16 protein-coding genes are annotated in these 16,185 nt (G+C 57.8%); 5 read left to right on the plus strand and 11 right to left on the minus strand.

The genetic code is table 11. The annotated features are described in order from the left end of the window. Positions 1-164: 164 nt before the first annotated feature. Both LCM21_RS13170 and LCM21_RS13175 read right to left on the minus strand, forming a co-directional pair. Positions 165-524: a flagellar export chaperone FlgN gene (locus LCM21_RS13170; RefSeq protein WP_068336970.1), complete on the minus strand. Its 360-nt coding sequence runs from the start codon at positions 522-524 to the stop codon at positions 165-167. After that, complete coding sequence (locus LCM21_RS13175) at positions 508-789, minus strand: rod-binding protein (RefSeq protein WP_068336967.1); 282 nt, start codon at positions 787-789, stop codon at positions 508-510. Before LCM21_RS13175 ends, LCM21_RS13170 begins: the two co-directional genes overlap by 17 nt. A gap of 111 nt (positions 790-900) precedes the next feature. Here LCM21_RS13175 and LCM21_RS13180 point away from each other — a divergent pair, with 111 nt between their 5' ends. The 3 genes from LCM21_RS13180 to LCM21_RS13190 all read left to right on the plus strand — a co-directional run bounded on the left by LCM21_RS13180 (position 901) and on the right by LCM21_RS13190 (position 3,738). Beyond that, positions 901-2,136 (plus strand): flagellar hook-length control protein FliK, encoded by a 1,236-nt coding sequence (locus LCM21_RS13180; RefSeq protein WP_224891013.1) that lies wholly within the window; start codon positions 901-903, stop codon positions 2,134-2,136. Positions 2,137-2,138: 2 nt separating this feature from the next. Continuing rightward, positions 2,139-2,795, plus strand: coding sequence for a flagellar hook capping FlgD N-terminal domain-containing protein (locus tag LCM21_RS13185; protein ID WP_224891014.1), 657 nt, complete (start codon positions 2,139-2,141; stop codon positions 2,793-2,795). Between the two features lie 61 nt (positions 2,796-2,856). After that, positions 2,857-3,738, plus strand: a complete 882-nt coding sequence (locus LCM21_RS13190; RefSeq protein ID WP_224891213.1) for a phosphotransferase family protein — start codon at positions 2,857-2,859, stop codon at positions 3,736-3,738. Here LCM21_RS13190 and LCM21_RS13195 read toward each other — a convergent pair. From LCM21_RS13195 to LCM21_RS13215, 5 genes are all read right to left on the minus strand, one after another. Next, on the minus strand, positions 3,727-5,028 hold the full coding sequence (locus LCM21_RS13195) for an NAD(P)/FAD-dependent oxidoreductase (protein WP_224891015.1): 1,302 nt from the start codon (positions 5,026-5,028) through the stop codon (positions 3,727-3,729). The two genes, LCM21_RS13190 and LCM21_RS13195, sit on opposite strands and share 12 nt — an antisense overlap. Then, complete coding sequence (locus tag LCM21_RS13200; RefSeq protein ID WP_224891016.1) at positions 5,025-5,843, minus strand: ABC transporter permease; 819 nt, start codon at positions 5,841-5,843, stop codon at positions 5,025-5,027. Before LCM21_RS13200 ends, LCM21_RS13195 begins: the two co-directional genes overlap by 4 nt. After that, positions 5,840-6,730 carry an ABC transporter permease subunit gene (locus LCM21_RS13205; protein ID WP_068336956.1) on the minus strand — a complete coding sequence of 297 codons (891 nt, stop codon included), beginning with the start codon at positions 6,728-6,730 and terminating at the stop codon, positions 5,840-5,842. Before LCM21_RS13205 ends, LCM21_RS13200 begins: the two co-directional genes overlap by 4 nt. After that, positions 6,730-7,857: an ABC transporter ATP-binding protein gene (locus LCM21_RS13210; RefSeq protein ID WP_224891017.1), complete on the minus strand. Its 1,128-nt coding sequence runs from the start codon at positions 7,855-7,857 to the stop codon at positions 6,730-6,732. Before LCM21_RS13210 ends, LCM21_RS13205 begins: the two co-directional genes overlap by 1 nt. 67 nt (positions 7,858-7,924) lie before the next feature. Then, on the minus strand, positions 7,925-9,010 hold the full coding sequence (locus tag LCM21_RS13215; RefSeq protein WP_224891018.1) for a polyamine ABC transporter substrate-binding protein: 1,086 nt from the start codon (positions 9,008-9,010) through the stop codon (positions 7,925-7,927). A gap of 140 nt (positions 9,011-9,150) precedes the next feature. On the opposite strand from LCM21_RS13215, the gene LCM21_RS13220 reads away from it, so the two are divergent. Together LCM21_RS13220 and LCM21_RS13225 are read left to right on the plus strand one after the other, a co-directional pair. Further along, the gene (locus LCM21_RS13220; protein WP_224891019.1) at positions 9,151-9,852 is read left to right on the plus strand and encodes a GntR family transcriptional regulator; all 702 of its coding nucleotides are present in this window, start codon (positions 9,151-9,153) and stop codon (positions 9,850-9,852) included. Positions 9,853-9,908: 56 nt separating this feature from the next. Further along, the gene (locus LCM21_RS13225; RefSeq protein ID WP_224891020.1) at positions 9,909-11,306 is read left to right on the plus strand and encodes an aspartate aminotransferase family protein; all 1,398 of its coding nucleotides are present in this window, start codon (positions 9,909-9,911) and stop codon (positions 11,304-11,306) included. Positions 11,307-11,420: 114 nt separating this feature from the next. Here the strand turns inward: LCM21_RS13225 and LCM21_RS13230 are convergent, their stop codons facing one another. From LCM21_RS13230 to LCM21_RS13245, 4 genes are all read right to left on the minus strand, one after another. Then, on the minus strand, positions 11,421-11,657 hold the full coding sequence (locus LCM21_RS13230) for a hypothetical protein (protein WP_224891021.1): 237 nt from the start codon (positions 11,655-11,657) through the stop codon (positions 11,421-11,423). Between the two features lie 243 nt (positions 11,658-11,900). Continuing rightward, positions 11,901-13,199: a lytic murein transglycosylase gene (locus tag LCM21_RS13235; RefSeq protein WP_224891022.1), complete on the minus strand. Its 1,299-nt coding sequence runs from the start codon at positions 13,197-13,199 to the stop codon at positions 11,901-11,903. A 102-nt stretch (positions 13,200-13,301) separates the two neighbouring features. Then, positions 13,302-15,560, minus strand: coding sequence for a ribonuclease R (gene rnr, locus LCM21_RS13240; protein ID WP_224891023.1), 2,259 nt, complete (start codon positions 15,558-15,560; stop codon positions 13,302-13,304). Positions 15,561-15,607: 47 nt separating this feature from the next. Next, positions 15,608-16,183: a TIGR04282 family arsenosugar biosynthesis glycosyltransferase gene (locus LCM21_RS13245; RefSeq protein WP_224891024.1), complete on the minus strand. Its 576-nt coding sequence runs from the start codon at positions 16,181-16,183 to the stop codon at positions 15,608-15,610. Positions 16,184-16,185: the final 2 nt, after the last annotated feature.

Raw genomic sequence — 16,185 nt, forward strand, 5'->3', positions numbered from 1 at the left:
CCGCACCGTAAGCGGGCTTTGACGTCGTTCTGAGCGATGCGATCCGCCGTCGGGCTGTTCGCGCCACCTGGTGTATCAGGTGCAGGACCACCTTTGCCCGTTACCTCCTAACGGAGTGCTAAAGCCCCTCGGTCAAAAATTTTGGATTTGAATCAAACCCGTACCTATGCTCGCTTCTCCAGCTTTGGATTGCGACGCACAGCGAACCCGTTGCGCTGCCCGTCCGCGCCATAGGTGGTGAACTCTTGCCGAACGCGACGCAGTTCAGCCATGCGGTCGGCCACGGCGCGGATCCCTTCGGCAGCGCTGTTGAGCAACAGCTGGTTCCGTTCGACCTTTTTTTGCAGCCGAATCAACTCGGCGCTTTCAAAGACCTGAAGCTCATTGATCGTATCAATCAGTTTTTCTTTTTCCGGTACCACCTGGTTCAGTCTGTTCAGATCACCATCGACAAGCGCGGTACGTTCAAGGTCCAGCACGTCTTCAAGCGAGCGGATCAGGTCGGTATCAGTATTGGTCGGCATTTGTTTTCTCCATCATGGATTGGAACAGAATCTCGGACAGCCCAACGCCGCCAGCCTCGGCCAGCGTGCGCGCCTGATGCTGTATAAGGAACGACGAAAACTGTTCCTCGCCGGCACCGCCGCCAAAGGAATCATGTGTCTCACCCAATCCAGAGGATTTTAACATTTCAGCCAGGAATGCCGCCTCAAGCTCAACAGCGGCGGCTTGCAGTTTTTCAGCCGTAGTTGGCGGGTGGGAGCCAGGCAGGGTTCCAGAAATCTTCATCATATTCTCCGAAATTTACATCGAACTTTCTTGATCAAAGGCGAAAGCGGTTAAAATAAACGTAACTTCCTGCGGGCAGGTTGCTGGTCACACAAACGGAGTCGGAGCAAAATGCCCAACCCTATTCCAGCACTGATGCCTGCGTCGGGCGGCGCCATGAAACCTGCGGCTGCCGCGAAAGACGCAAGCAACACCAAGGGTGCCGAGTCATTTCAAACGGTCATGGATCAAGAGGCCGACGCGCAGCCAAACGAACAAAAAACGGCCGAACCTGCGATTCAGAATCCCGATTTGGCACCGGACTCGGAAATCATCGTTGTCGATAGTGAGGTCGCGCCTTTACCAATCGAGCCGCAGGATCAACCGCCGGCCGAAATACGGCCTGCTGCGGTTGAAATTGCCCAAATTCCGGTCGTCGCAAGGCAAAATGAAAAGCCAATTGTAGTGGCCCCGGTTGTCATTGTTGAAGCTGAGGCGTCCGCTAACACGCAACCTGTAGTCGCGCAGAGTGAAACGGTACGATCACAGCCGCGCCCAACGCAGGCCGAAGTTGCACCGACCGTTCAGGCCCTGATTTTTGCGTCGGTCCCTCCGAAAAAAACGCCACAGGTCGTCGCTCGGCCAAATGGCGTCCCCGTGGGGTTGGCAACACCAGATGCTCACCTTGATGGAACACCTGACCTTCCAACCCCTCCCCAGTCTGAAAAAGAGACACCTGCCACCCAGACCGTGCCGCAGACAAGTCGCCCGGAGGCAGTGAAACCCGGTCGCACGCCGCCGACGCCTGTCCAGATACAGCTTTTCGCCGCCGACACTCAAAGCCTTCAACCCGAGGCGAACCCGACAACCGAGATTGAAGACATCCCACTCAGCAGGGAGGCCACAACACTTTCTTCATCACGCGATTCTACCCCCATGACACAAACAACGACGACCGCAACGGCACGGGTTGAAACGGCGCGCGCAGTCGCCAATCAAATGGCAACCGTCGTTTCTGCCCGGGGGCAGCCCGGAACGATCGAAGTCGCCTTGAACCCTGAAGAGTTGGGGCGCGTTTCGATTGTCTTAAACGGTCGCGAAGACGGTCTGCACATGACGATCTCAGCCGAACGTCCAGAGACGCTGGACATGATGCGCCGCCACCTTTCGGTTCTTGAGACAGAATTCCAGAACTTCGGGTTCGGCAACCTGTCTTTTGACCTTGGGACATCTGCAGGGTCACAGCACAGCGACTCTGATACCGGCGAAGGCGCAGGGTTTTCCGACACACAGCCCGAACAGATTACCGAGGCTGCACCAGCCGCTCCAAAATTAGGCCCTGTAGGCCGGATCGACATGAGGCTTTGACCATGATCAACCCAACACAAGCCACAACCCAAGCCAACACGCAGGTCACGTCCGCATCCCAATCCAGGACCTCCTCAATCGCGTCGGATTTCGACACGTTCCTTTTGTTGATGACGACACAGGCGCAGAATCAGGATCCGTTGGAACCGATTGGGTCTGCTGAATATGCCTCGCAATTGGCTCAGTTCTCGATGGTGGAACAGCAGGTGCAAACCAACGATCGCCTGTCAGAACTGGCGCTGACTTTGGGCAGCGTAAAACTCGACGAACTTGCAAATTGGGTCGGTATGTCTGTTCAGACAACCTCGTTCCAGTTTGATGGTGATCCGGTGACCATGCATGGACAGGCCGCAGCAGAGGCAGACAGCGCCGAGATGGTGATCGTTGACAGTGAAGGAACCGAGGTTGATCGGGTATCCATTCCCGTGACCCAGTCTGAATTCACCTGGGACGGAGTCGCAAGCGATGGAAGCACTCTTCCGCCAGGCAGCTATTCGGCAACGCTGGAAAGCTACTATGAGGATGAATTGATATCGACGCTGTCAGTCTCACCTTTCAGCAAGGTGGTCGAAGCGCAGGCCGCGGATGGGACGGTTTCGCTGACACTGGAAAACGGGCAGTCCGTTCCGGTCTGGATGGTGACTTTGGTAAGCACCTGAGCTTGATCTACGGACCGGGACGGGCCACACCAGTGCGACACGCGACTCGCTTATCGTATTGGTGATCCCCCTGCCTGACCCGAACAGCCCTCCAATCCAACTGGTTGCGCAACTGCGCGATCAAGGCCTGATAGCTGCGGAAACGCAATTCCAGGCCATGTATGGCGGACGTACCAATCAGGTTTGGAAGGTGATCGGCGAAAACGGCGGTAGGGTACTGAAACTGTACCGTGCGGGCCTGCGCAACCCACTGTTTCGCAACGACGGCGAACTTGAGGCGCAGTGCCTTACTTTTTTGGAACCGACCGGGTTTGTGCCCCGCCTGCGCGCGACCGGCCAGCACCAAGATGACCGCTGGGTCTTTTACGACCACGCACCGGGGTCCCCTTGGCGAGATGGCGTTGCGCCGGTGGCAGAGTTGTTGGGCAAACTGCATCAGCTTGATCTGCAGATACAAGCACCCAAGGGGTGTAATGGCAGTATGGACCTGGCCCGCCACGGGCAGAGCATTCTTGATCGGTGCAGATCTGACATGCGGCAAAAGATAGAGGCGCTGCGGCCCGACGATCACATTCCGCCGACCCACCACACCTGCCTGATACATGGCGACCCGGTTGCAGGGAACATTCTGGTGGCACCCTCAGGTTTGACCCTTATTGATTGGCAATGCCCCGCGCAGGGTGATCCGTGTGAGGACCTCGCGCTGTTCCTGTCGCCCGCCATGCAGCATCTGTACCGGGGCAAAGCCTTGACCCTTACAGAGGAAAGCTTGTTTCTCTCTGCCTATGGCTGTGCCAACGCGGTGAAACGCTACAAATCGCTTCGCCGCTGGTACGCGTGGCGGATGGCAGCCTATTGCTTGTGGCAGATTGAAAACGGTGGTTCGGACTACTCAGTAGGTTTAGAGCTGGAACGCGCTGCGCTGCCGTCTTCACCAATCTAAAACGGCCATCATCGCATAAGCGGGCGGCATCAACGCGCGCCGCCAGCGGCCAAGGGGAAAACGCGCAGGGATGCGCGTCATCGGGTCGGGTAGGTCATCCGCCTGCCCCAAAACAAGCCGAGCCAGCGCGCGCCCGCTATAGGTCCCCATCGCAACCCCATTCCCATGATAGGCAAAACCCGCGAACAGGCCGAGCTGACCCGGCACTTCGCCCACAAAAGGTGTCAGACCCCGCGACAGGCAAACCATACCGGACCACATATGAGTGACCTCGACATCAGCCCACGCCGGGAACATTCGCCGGAAGTCCCGGACAGCCTTTTGCCGAATCGCTCCCTCAGCCCGCGGGGACGAGTGCAAACCGCCGCGCATTCCGAACAGAAATCTTCGGTCCGGCATCAGCCGAAAGTAGTGCAGTAAATGCCGGGTGTCGTACGCCATCTGATCCGTGGTCCAGCCTTGTGCGTGCAATTCGGGCTCCGTGAGCGGGCGGGTAACCAGAACTGTGGACTGAGCAGGCATATAGCGGCCCGACATCCAGGGCGGCACATCCTCGCTGGAATATCCATTGGTGCAGATCAAAACATTGCGCGCAGTGACACGGCCATTTTTTGTGCCAAGTTCGAATCCGGATTGCGTTTTACGGAGTCTATGAACCGCGCTGTTGCGAAACAGATCAGCCCCCAAGGAACGAGCCGCCCCCGCAATACCAAAAAGATACTTTCTGGGGTTCAGGGCAAAACCGACCGGGTTGGTGTATGCGCCATGAAACCCGCCCCCGAAGCCAAGCGCAGGCAGGTCACTTGCTTCGTGAAGGGTGCCTGACGCCTCGGCCTGTTTTCGCAACGAGTCCATCGCGCGGGGCGTGTGGGCCAGTTGGGTTTCCCCTGCCGAATGCACATCCGCGTCAATGGCGTGACCGCTCAAAAGATCCGCGACAAGGTGAACTGCGTCTTTTTCAGCCTGCGCATAGCTCTGCGCGGCACCCTCTCCGAACTGGCGAACCATTGCGGCCTGGCTGAGTTTTGAGCCTCCCAAACAACAAAACCCGCCATTTCGCCCCGATGCGCCCCAGCCTGGCGTCTCGGCCTCAAGCACTGCTACGCGTATTCCAGCCTCGGCAAGATGCAGCGCGGCAGACAGGCCTGTATAGCCGCCCCCGACAATCGCGACATCCGTGTTCAAATCGCCCTGCAAAACTGGCCAGTCCGGGCTGGCAATGGTTTCATCCCACCAACAGTTGGTCCGCGGACCGGATCCGTAGGTGTAGGTCGGGAACAGCCGTTTCATTCTGTTTTTGCGGCGGCCAGTTCATCCTGCTTCTGCCGAACCATCGCGCGCTTGGTCACCAGCGATGCCGTGATGACACCCACCGTGACAACCGCGATCATGATTGTGGACAGCGCGTTGATTTCAGGGCTGACGCCTAAACGTACGGCAGAAAAAATCTTGATCGGCAGGGTCGTGGCTGACGGGCCCGAGGTAAAGGATGCGATCACCAGATCGTCAAGCGACAAAGTAAACGCCAGCAACCATCCGGAAATCACCGCAGGCGCGATGATCGGCAGGGTCACAAGCCGGAAGGCCTGCGCCGGAGAGCACCCCAAGTCCAGCGCTGCTTCTTCCAGCGACTGATCGAAAGTCACCAAACGCGACGACACCACGACCGAAACAAAACACATCGAAAAGGTCGTATGCGCCAGAACGATTGTCAGAATGCCCCGATCCAAGCCGATACCGATAAACAGCAGCAGCAGCGACAGGCCGGTGATCACCTCGGGCATCACCAGCGGTGCATAGATCATGCCCGAGAACAGAGTACGGCCAAAGAATCGTCCGCCACGCACCAGCACATAGGCCGCCGCGGTACCCAGGATCGTCGCCAGAGTTGATGAGACCACGGCAACGCGTACAGTCACCCAGGCGGCATCCAAAAACGCCTCGTTCTGGACCACCGCGCCATACCATTTGGTCGAGAACCCGGCCCAGACCGTAACCAGCTTGCTTTCGTTGAAACTGAAGATAATCAGAATGATCATCGGGATGTACAGGAACGCAAACCCCAGCGTCAGCGAGACTGTGTTAAACCAGCTTAACCTGCTCATTTTTCCGCCTCCGCCTGTTTTTGCTGGTTGCGCTGGAACAGCACGATCGGCACCACGAGGATCAGCAGCAAAACAACCGCCACGGCGCTGGCAACCGGCCAGTCGCGGTTCGAGAAAAACTCTTCCCACAGCACCTTACCGATCATCAGCGTGCCAGACCCACCCAGAAGCGAGGGGATAACAAACTCACCAATCACCGGGATCATGACAAGGAAGCACCCAGCGATAATCCCAGGGCGCGACAACGGTATTGTCACCAGCCAGAACGCCTGCAAACGCGAACAACCCAAATCCTCGGCGGCTTCGATCAGAGATTCGTCCATCCTTTCAAGCGAGGAATAGATCGGCAGGATCATGAAGGGCAAATAGGTGTAGACGATACCGATATACACGGCGGTATTGGTGTTCAGAATGGTCAGCGGGGTCGAGATGATGCCCGTCCACAGCAGGAACTGGTTCAGGTAGCCTTCGTTCGACAGGATGCCCATCCAAGCGTAAACGCGGATCAGGAACGAGGTCCAGAACGGCAAAATCACGAGCATCATCAGCGTCGGCCGCCACTCCACAGGTGCGCGGGCCATGCCGTAGGCGATCGGATACCCCACCAGCAAGGTCAGAACGGTTGAGATGACCGCAATCTGAACACTGGAAAGATAGGCTTTCCAGTAAAGATCGTCCTCGGTCAGCCAGACGAAATTCTCAAAATCCAACTGGCTGAAGAAGTCTTTGATACCGGCCCAGCCCTGCGACAGGTCCAATGTCGGAGTGTATGGCGGGATGGCCAACTCGGTATCTGACAGCGATATCTTCAGAACGATGAAGAACGGCACCAGAAATAGCGCCAGCAACCAGACATATGGAACGGCGATCAGAAACGCGCGGCGCATCAGTCGGCCAGCAGAACCGCAGCCGTCGCTGTCCAGGACAGCCAGACCGGGTCTTCCCACGTAAAGGACCGGCGCGAGATGCGGCGGGTATTGGCCGTCTGCGCCTTGATGATCGTGCCGTTCGGCAGTGCGACATGATAGGTGGACAGGTTGCCCAGATAGGCGATGTCATGCACCCTGCCTTGCACCGCGTTGATCGCATCTGCCGGGCGATCTACCGAGATCGTCACCTTCTCGGGCCGGATCGCAAGGTGACAGGTCTGTCCGTTCGAAAACCCGGTGGCTGACGTCGCGGTCAGCGGTGCCTGCCCCTCGGCCCAGTCGACCTGATAGGTTTCGTCTCCGTTCGCTGTGGCCCGGCCTTCGATGATGTTCACATCACCGATGAAATCCGCCACGTAGACCGAGTTCGGGCTTTCGTAGATCTTGTCCGGTGTCGCCACCTGCATCAGCTTGCCCTGATCCATCACCGCAACGCGGCTGGCCACGGTCATGGCTTCCTCTTGGTCATGGGTAACGATCACGAAGGTCGTGCCGGTCTTTTCCTGAATGTCCATCAGCTCGAACTGCGTATCCTGCCGCAATTTCTTGTCCAGCGCACCCAGTGGTTCATCCAGCAACAGCAGCTTCGGCGCCTTGGCCAAAGACCGCGCCAGCGCCACCCTTTGACGTTGCCCGCCCGAAATCTGATGCGGTTTTCGTCGGGCAAACCGCTCTAACCGTGTCAGTCGCAACATTTCTTCGACGCGATCTTCAAGATCATGCTTGGGCATATTGTCCCTGCGCAGGCCAAAGGCGATGTTGTCCCGGACGCTGAGGTGCGGGAACAGCGCGTAGGACTGGAACATCATGTTGACCGCCCTTTTGTTCGGCGGGATCGGGTCAATGTCCTGCCCGCCCAGAATGATGCGCCCCTCGGTCGGTTTTTCGAATCCCGCCAGCATCCGCATCATGGTGGTTTTGCCGCAGCCCGAAGGCCCCAGCAGCGCAAAAAACTCACGCTCGAAAATATCCAGAGACAGGTCGTCGATGGCCGTGAAGTCGCCAAAGCGCTTGGTAACATTCCGGAACTGGATCAAAGGTTTCGCCTGCGGGTCTTCCCACGGCGCAAAGACGTCAGAGTTCACTACAGCCCCCGTTCGACATTCTGGTAAAAAACAAGGCGGCCAGGCCGCCTTGCATGAACAAATCAGATCAGGTGCCGGATTTGATCTTGGTCCAAAGACGGGTCACGACCCGTTGTGTTTTGGATGGGTAAGGCGTCGTGATATACAGGTTTTGCATGGTCGCATCGTCCGGATAGATTGCCGGATCACCAATTACATCTTCTTCAAGGAACTCTTTCGAGGCCTCGTTGCCGTTCGCGTAGTACACATAGTTCGATGCAGCCGCCATGTTTTTGGCGTCCATGATAAAGTCGAGGAACTTATGCGCGCCATCCGGATTCGGGGCATCCACCGGAATGGCCATCTGGTCGAACCACATCAGCGATCCTTCAGCGAAGGGGTGGTATTCAATGTTTACGCCGTTGTCAGCCTCGGCCGCGCGATCCCGTGCCTGCAGAATATCACCCGACCAACCGACAGCGACACAGATGTCGCCGTTAGCCAGGGCGTTTATGTATTCCGAGCTGTGGAACTTTTGGATATGTGGGCGCACGCCCATCAGAACCTCTTCAGTTTTTGCAATGACATCCGTGTCATGGCTGTCCGGGTCTTCACCGATATATTGCAAGGCCATCGGAATGATCTCGGACGGAGCATCCAGGAAATGCACCCCGCACGAGGCCAGCTTTTCCATGTTCTCAGGCTGCAGAACCAAGTCCATGCTGTTCAGGGCAACGCCCTCGCCCAGTGCCTCTTTGACCTTGTCGACGTTCACACCAAGGCCGGTCGTCCCCCACATGTAGTTGATCGAATAGGCGTTGTTGGGGTCATAGCCCGCCGTACGCTCTTGGATCACGTCCCAAAGGTTGCCCAAATTGGACAGCTTGGATTGATCAAGCTCCTGAAACGCGCCAGCCTGAATCTGGCGCTGCAGGAATGTACCGGACGGCACCACCACATCATAGCCTGACCCGCCGGCCAGCATCTTGGTTTCCAGAACCTCATTGCTGTCGAACACGTCATAAATCAGCGTCAGGCCGGTTTCCTGTTCGAATTTCTCAAGAAGGTCTTCGTCGATATAGTCGGACCAGTTGTATACGCGCACCTCTTCAGCGAAGGCCGCCGACGTCCCCAGTGCGATGACCGCAGTCATGCTCAGCGTTTTGATTGACATTTTTTTCTCCCTGCAAGTGTAAGGGTATTTTCCCGTTTTTTGTGATTTGATCAAGTTTTGCGTTTTCCCCCGAACATGCGTATGGTTTCACGAGGTCAGATACCTGACAAGTCACCTTCATTGGAAACAGGGCAAACCAATTGGATTTGATCAAAAATAAGGCATCGGCCGTGTTGGAAGAGGCTGAAAAAAGGCCAGCACATGAACAGGTCTATCAAACCCTCAAGGCGCAGATCATGTTTGGTGAGCTGGTGCCCGGCCAACCTGTCACGATCCAGGGTTTGACGGAATCACTCGGGGTCGGAATGACTCCGGTGCGCGAAGCAATCCGCCGCCTGATCTCGGACGGTGCGCTGGTGTTTCAAGGCAATCGCAGGGTCAGCGTGCCGTTGTTGTCCACAGGTGACGTTGAGCAGATGATTTTCGCCAGAATTGCAATAGAATCAGAGCTTTCGAAGCGTGCAACCGAAAATGTAAACAGCACTGATATCGACGATCTTGAGCGCATCGACCAACGTCTGGACGGCACAATTGCAGATGGGGATGTCAGCGGCTACCTGCATCTGAACCACGCGTTTCACGAGACATTGTATTCCTACGCCCATGCCCCGATTCTCAGTGACTTGGCCGAGCGACTCTGGCTCAGATTCGGACCATCTCTGCGGGTGGTTTGCGGTCGGTTCGGCACGCAAAGCCTACCGGATCGCCATAAGGATATCATCGAATCACTGCGCGCACGTAACGCCGATGGAGTTGCCAGAGCGACCGCACAGGACATCGAACAGGGGATGGAGCTGATGGCCGAGGCGCTGAACGATGCTCAGCCCACGCGATTCGATTGACACGGAAAAATTTGATCATATTGTGAACGCCAACCGCTCTTGCAGGAGATTTCCGGATGTCCACCATCACCAACCACATGCCCACCGCCGAATTGCAGGCGTTGGATGCCGCCCATCACATGCACCCGTTTTCAGCCAACGGCGCGCTTGGTAAAGAAGGGGCCCGCGTTATCACCCGCGCGAATGGCGTCTATCTGACAGACAGTAATGGTGAACAGATTCTGGACGCCATGGCCGGTCTGTGGTGCGTCAATGTCGGCTATGGCCGCGATGAACTGGCCGAGGCCGCATATCGCCAAATGCGTGAGCTGCCCTATTACAACACATTCTTCAAGACCACCCACGTGCCTGCCATCGCGCTGGCCAAAAAGCTGGCCGATCTTGCGCCAGGCGATCTGAACCACGTCTTCTTTGCCGCCGGCGGGTCCGAGGCGAATGACACGAACATCCGCCTCGTGCGCACCTATTGGGCGGAGAAGGGCCAGCCCGACAAGAACATCATTATCAGCCGCCACAATGCCTATCACGGCTCATCCGTGGGTTCGGCCTCGCTGGGCGGTATGGCGGGGATGCATGCGCAGGGTGGTATCCCGATCCCGAATATCCACCATATAAACCAGCCGAACTGGTGGGCAGAAGGTGGCGACATGACGCCCGAAGACTTCGGCCTTGCGCGTGCGCGTGAGCTGGAAGAAGCCATTCAGGAATTGGGCGAAGACCGCGTCGCGGCCTTTATCGCCGAACCCGTGCAGGGTGCGGGCGGTGTGATCGTGGCACCCGATACGTACTGGCCCGAAGTTCAGCGTATATGCGACAAATACGATATCCTGCTGATCGCGGATGAGGTGATTTGCGGTTTCGGTCGCACCGGCAACTGGTTCGGTTCGCAAACCGTGGGGATCAAGCCGCATATCATGACCATCGCCAAGGGTCTCAGCTCAGGTTATGCGCCGATCGGGGGGTCCATCGTCAATGATGAGATTGCCGAGGTCATCGGTGGCACCGAATTCAACCACGGTTACACCTATTCGGGCCACCCCGTTGCTGCGGCCGTTGCACTGGAAAACCTGCGCATTCTGGAAGAAGAAAAGATCGTCGATCACGTCCGCGATGTGGCTGCGCCCTACCTCAAAGAGAAATGGGAGGCGCTGGTCGATCATCCATTGGTTGGCGAAGCCAAGATCATCGGGATGATGGCATCCATCGCCTTGACGCCGGACAAGGCCAGCCGCGCCAAGTTTGCCTCTGCGCCCGGCACGGTTGGCTATGTTTGCCGCGACCGCTGTTTTTCTAACAATCTGATCATGCGCCATGTGGGCGACCGGATGATCATCTCGCCCCCGCTGATCCTGACCCCTTCGGATATCGACGAGATGTTTGTGCGTATTCACAAATCACTGGACGAGGCGCAGAAGGACATTATCGATCAAGGGTTGATGAAGGCGGCGTCTTAAATCGACATCCTTACTTTACAGAAAGGCGGCGCTAAAACGCCGCCTTTATTGATGCTAAACCGCGGAACATATTAGCCACGCAGGGTCACCACGGCACAGAATCTACCAAAGGCTTCAGACAAGCCCCAAAGCCACAATGCCCGCAAATGCGACGACCGTTCCGATCAACACAAAAGGCGCTATGCGGTTAAAATAGGCCAAGCGGCTTTTGGGGTCTGCGGCTGACCACAGGGGCGCAAAAGCGGCCATGGCCACAATACCGTTTCGTACTCTTACCCTCTCGGCTTGCTGGCATTCGCGTTTGTATTGCGCGACGGCGTCCGGCCTTTCGGTGTCGTATGTGTCTTTCATTTAAATCTCCTCATCTTTGAGAAGACAGCTAGGCGCATTCTGAAAAAAGACAGCACCAACCTAGGAACGGCGACAGTCTGGCGCACATGAGACAGGTTCTGCGACCCTCTGTGACAGCGTTTCAAAGAGCGCGCAATGGGGCAGACAAAGCCGCCAAGCTCCAAAACCCGTTCGCAGGGCGCTGACTATGAGTGACAGGGCGGCACCTTAGAAAACGGTCCCGCTTGCGAGACACCTCATTTCTTAACGCAGCCGCTCCAAAAGCTTCAAGCTCGCGTATCCGTCTGGCAGCAGCCCCTGCGCCAGTTGATATTCCCGCACGGCGTTGATCGTGTTTGGACCGTTGCGCCCATCAATGCCCTGCGTGTCAAATCCGGCCTGGGTCAGGCGGGTTTGCAGTTCCTTTTTTTCGGTGAAACTCAGCACCCGATCACCGCGTGGCCAATCAGCCTGAAATGGTGCGCCGCCAGCCAAACGATCCGACAGGTGGCCAATTCCGATGACGTAAGCATCTGCACCATTGTATTTCTCAATGACGCCGAAATTGTCAAAGATCATCAATGCAACACCCTGCCCGCCTGCAGGCAACAGGATGGCGGCCCGCCCGTGGTCAGGGATCGGTTGACCGTCACGCCCAACCACCCCGCGCGCCGCCCAGTCTGATGGCAATAAGGTATAGTCCCGCTTGGCCGTGGCAAAGTCGAACCCTTTGGGTAGCCGCACCTCAACCCCCCAGGGCTGACCCTTGGTCCACCCATGCCGCGCCAGATACGCGGCGGCGGAGGCCAGCGCATCCGTTGGGTCCTCGGACCAGATATCGCGCCGCCCGTCACCGTCGAAATCCACCGCATGATCCAGGTATGAGGTGGGCATGAACTGCGTGTGCCCCATCGCACCGGCCCAGCTGCCGACCATATTGCGGGGGCTGACATCACCGGCCTGAATGATCTGTAGCGCCGCGATCAGTTGCGCTTCGAAAAACTGAGACCGCCGCGCATCAAAGGCCAGTGTCGCCAGCGACCGGATCGTTTGATCATTGCCTCGGAATGTTCCGAACGAGGTTTCAAGCCCCCAGATCGCGGTCACGACCTCTTTCTCGACGCCATAACGCGCCTCAATCTGCGTCAGTATCCTGTCATGACGCTCCAGCCCGGCGCGTCCGTTTGCTATTCGCCTATCCGAAACAGCCGTGTCCAGATATTCCCAGATGGGCTTGGAAAACTCGGCCTGATTGCGATCCCGTTCAATGACCTTTTTGTCGTAGGTCAGGCCCGCCAGCGCCCGGTCCAGTGTCGCGTGTGAAATGCCCTGCTGACCCGCACGTTCACGAAACGCCCCTAGCCACGCCTGGAACCGCGCGTTTCCTTCGGTCGACACCCGGTACTCCTTCGCTGATGGCCGCACGACTGGTCTGATGGACACTGTCACATCTGCCGAGGCCAGTTGAATAGAGGTCAATTCACCCGGTTGATTAACGGTTTCCGCCTGCAAAATGGATGCCCATAATGCAGCGGCTATGATGCCACTTGCGCATTTACGCATTCCGAAATTCCTGATTACTGCTCATCTCAAGGATAGCGTAAAACCGGAATTTCTCAAAGCGCTGATGATTTTGGACTGCGCGAATTTACACCGGCCAAATCACTATCTGGCCCGCCGCTTGCGCTCGACCTTGCGTTTTATCTTATCTTTCTTGCGTTTGGCGCTGACGGACTTGCGTCGCGTTGGCCGCCCCTTTGGCCCGCGTCCGCGTGGCAATGCTTGATCATCAATCGAAAGCAGTTCAAGTTCCAGCCCACCTGTGACAGGCGTCGCCTCGGTCAGACGGACGGTAACGCGCTGGCCTATGGCGATGATCAGCCCGGTGTCCGACCCCATAAGCGTTCCGGCCTCGCGGTCGAAATGGAAATACTCACGCCCCAAAGACCGCACGGGAACCAACCCATCCGCACCGGTCTCATCCATCTTCACGAATGCGCCAAAGCGGGCTATGCCGCTGATCCGGCCTGTAAATTCATTGCCCACGCGTTCGCTGAGATAGGCAGCCAGATAACGGTCGGTCGTATCACGTTCCGCCATCATTGAGCGACGTTCCGTGTCCGAGATATGGGTGGCCGTCTCTTCCAGCTTGGCGATTTCATCCTCGGTCAACCCGTCCTTGCCCCAGCCATGAGCCGAGATCAGCGCCCGATGCACGACAAGGTCGGCATAGCGGCGAATGGGCGAGGTAAAATGCGCATAGCTTCGCAGCGCCAGCCCGAAATGGCCGAAATTCTCAGGGTTATAATAAGCCTGCGCCATTGATCGAAGGGTGGTTAGGTTGATCAGTTCGGCATCTTCGGTCCCCGCCGCCGCGTTCAACAGCGCGTTCAGGTGACGGGTTTGCAATACCTGCCCCTTGGCCAGATTTAGCCCCGCCGCCTGGGCGGTTTCCCGCAGGCTTTCCAGTTTCTCGGGCGCAGGTTCTTCATGCACGCGGAACAGCAGCGGGCGACGCTGGGCGATCAGGGTCTCGGCGGCAGCAACATTGGCGAGGATCATGAATTCCTCAATCAGTTTGTGCGCATCAAGACGTTCGCGGAAGGCCACGCTTGTTACTTTGCCCGTTTCACTGAGAACAATCTTGCGTTCCGGCAAGTCAAGTTCCAGCGGTTGCCGAACAGCCCGCGCCTTTTTCAGTGCGGCATAGGCGGCATAGAGCGGTTTAAGAACAGGCTCTAACAATGGCCCGGTGCGGTCGTTGGGGGTGCCGTCGATGGCCTCTTGAACCTCGGCATAGTTCAGCGACGCGGCAGAGCGCATAAGGCCGCGCACAAAGCGGTGGCCGATCTTATTGCCCTCGGCATCGATCTGCATCCGCACCGCAATACAGGCGCGCGGAACGCCTTCGTGCAGCGAACACAGATCGCCCGACAGACGATCGGGCAGCATAGGCACCACACGGTCAGGAAAATAGCTGGAGTTGCCGCGCTTGCGCGCCTCGCGGTCCAGCGCGCTGCCGGGCAATACATAGGCGGCAACATCGGCAATTGCGACCCAGATCACATGGCCGCCGGGATTTTTCGGATCATCGTCCGCGTGGGCATAGCACGCATCGTCATGATCGCGCGCGTCCGACGGGTCGATGGTTAGCAGCTGCATGTCCCGCAAGTCTTCGCGCCCCTTCAGGCCGACGGGTTTGGCCTTATCGGCTTCGTCAATCACCTTATCGGGGAAGTCGTCGGGGATGCCATGTTGATGGATTGCGATCAGAGATACTGCCTTTGGCGCAGTCGGATCCCCCAGCCGTTCGACAATACGCGCGCGGGGCAGGCCCATGCGTTTCTTGGGTCCAGCCTGTTCGGCCTCGACCAATTCACCATCCTTGGCCCCAAGTACTGCGCCATCCTGCACGAGCCATTCGGTTGAACCCGCCTTGTCGATAGGCACGATCCGGCCGCCCTCAGCCGCTTTGCGAAAGATTCCGACGATCTTGCGCGGATTGGTCCCGATACGGCGGATCAGGCGGGCCTCGTAATTGTGGTCGGCTTCGTGCACCACTGTCAGGCGCGCCAGAATGCGGTCGCCTTCGCCCAACGCCGGGTCACTGGCGCGCGCGACGATCAGAACAATCGGCTCGACCCCTTCGCCATGCCATTCCAGCGGGCGCGCGAACAGGTCTCCATCCTCGTTCGGAGCCTTGACCTGCAATACGCTGACCGGCGGCAGGCGGTCCGGGTCACGGTAGCTGCGCTTGCGCTTTTCCAGATGCCCTTCGGCCTCAAGCTCTTTGAGCACGCGCTTCAGATCAATCCGATCCGCGCCCTTGATGCCAAAGGCCTTGGCGATATCGCGTTTCGAGGTCAGGGTGGGGTTCGCCGAGATCCAGTCAAGGACCTCCTGCTTGGTGGGGATGCGAGTCATAATTCCGGCCTAGCACGGGGACGCGACGGCGTCATGACCAAAAAGGATCAGTGCCTAAGATCGGCAACCGTGTCGACATCGCGCAACTGGTCCAGCAAGGTTACGCGCGTGCCCGGAACCGACGCTAGCGTGTCGGCCAGAGCATTTTCGGTCGACCAGCGGACATTGTTGAACAAGCCCAAAGGCAACGCACTGTATCGCTGTGCACCAATCAGCCAATACCCCCCGTCAGGTGCGGGGCCAAACACCATCTGTTCCCTGCCCAAAGCCTTGAACGCCTGGGCGATATGTCCGCGCGTGATTCCCGGTATATCCGCTCCGATCAGGCAGACAGGTCCTTTTGGCATGCCCCGCAACATCCGCCGCATACGATCACCCAGATCACCGCTGCCCTGCGCTGCGCGACGTAGGTCAACGGGCCAGATACGGCTGGTCAGCCCCTCGTGATCCGGCGACACCGCCAACACGATTTTCCAGCGCGGGTCACGCAGCCGCCGGATCAGGGCGCGCGTTTGATGGCGGAACCACCACGCCGCACCAACCATTCCGATATCGCGGCCCAAGCGCGTTTTGACACGGCCCGGGCGCGGCTCTTTCACCATGATGACCAGAGTGCGCTGCATGG

This window comes from Ruegeria profundi, from assembly GCF_020171505.1.
Classification (GTDB): Bacteria; Pseudomonadota; Alphaproteobacteria; order Rhodobacterales; family Rhodobacteraceae; genus Ruegeria; species Ruegeria profundi.

What these genes read in the sequence shown, in the direction of transcription:
- LCM21_RS13170 (WP_068336970.1), bottom strand. Translation starts at nt 524, where the DNA reads ATGCCGACCAATACTGATACCGACCTGATCCGCTCGCTTGAAGACGTG.
- LCM21_RS13175 (WP_068336967.1), bottom strand. Translation starts at nt 789, where the DNA reads ATGAAGATTTCTGGAACCCTGCCTGGCTCCCACCCGCCAACTACGGCT.
- LCM21_RS13180 (WP_224891013.1), top strand. Translation starts at nt 901, where the DNA reads ATGCCCAACCCTATTCCAGCACTGATGCCTGCGTCGGGCGGCGCCATG.
- LCM21_RS13185 (WP_224891014.1), top strand. Translation starts at nt 2,139, where the DNA reads ATGATCAACCCAACACAAGCCACAACCCAAGCCAACACGCAGGTCACG.
- LCM21_RS13195 (WP_224891015.1), bottom strand. Translation starts at nt 5,028, where the DNA reads ATGAAACGGCTGTTCCCGACCTACACCTACGGATCCGGTCCGCGGACC.
- LCM21_RS13200 (WP_224891016.1), bottom strand. Translation starts at nt 5,843, where the DNA reads ATGAGCAGGTTAAGCTGGTTTAACACAGTCTCGCTGACGCTGGGGTTT.
- LCM21_RS13205 (WP_068336956.1), bottom strand. Translation starts at nt 6,730, where the DNA reads ATGCGCCGCGCGTTTCTGATCGCCGTTCCATATGTCTGGTTGCTGGCG.
- LCM21_RS13215 (WP_224891018.1), bottom strand. Translation starts at nt 9,010, where the DNA reads ATGTCAATCAAAACGCTGAGCATGACTGCGGTCATCGCACTGGGGACG.
- LCM21_RS13225 (WP_224891020.1), top strand. Translation starts at nt 9,909, where the DNA reads ATGTCCACCATCACCAACCACATGCCCACCGCCGAATTGCAGGCGTTG.
- LCM21_RS13230 (WP_224891021.1), bottom strand. Translation starts at nt 11,657, where the DNA reads ATGAAAGACACATACGACACCGAAAGGCCGGACGCCGTCGCGCAATAC.
- LCM21_RS13235 (WP_224891022.1), bottom strand. Translation starts at nt 13,199, where the DNA reads ATGCGTAAATGCGCAAGTGGCATCATAGCCGCTGCATTATGGGCATCC.
- rnr (WP_224891023.1), bottom strand. Translation starts at nt 15,560, where the DNA reads ATGACTCGCATCCCCACCAAGCAGGAGGTCCTTGACTGGATCTCGGCG.
- LCM21_RS13245 (WP_224891024.1), bottom strand. Translation starts at nt 16,183, where the DNA reads ATGCAGCGCACTCTGGTCATCATGGTGAAAGAGCCGCGCCCGGGCCGT.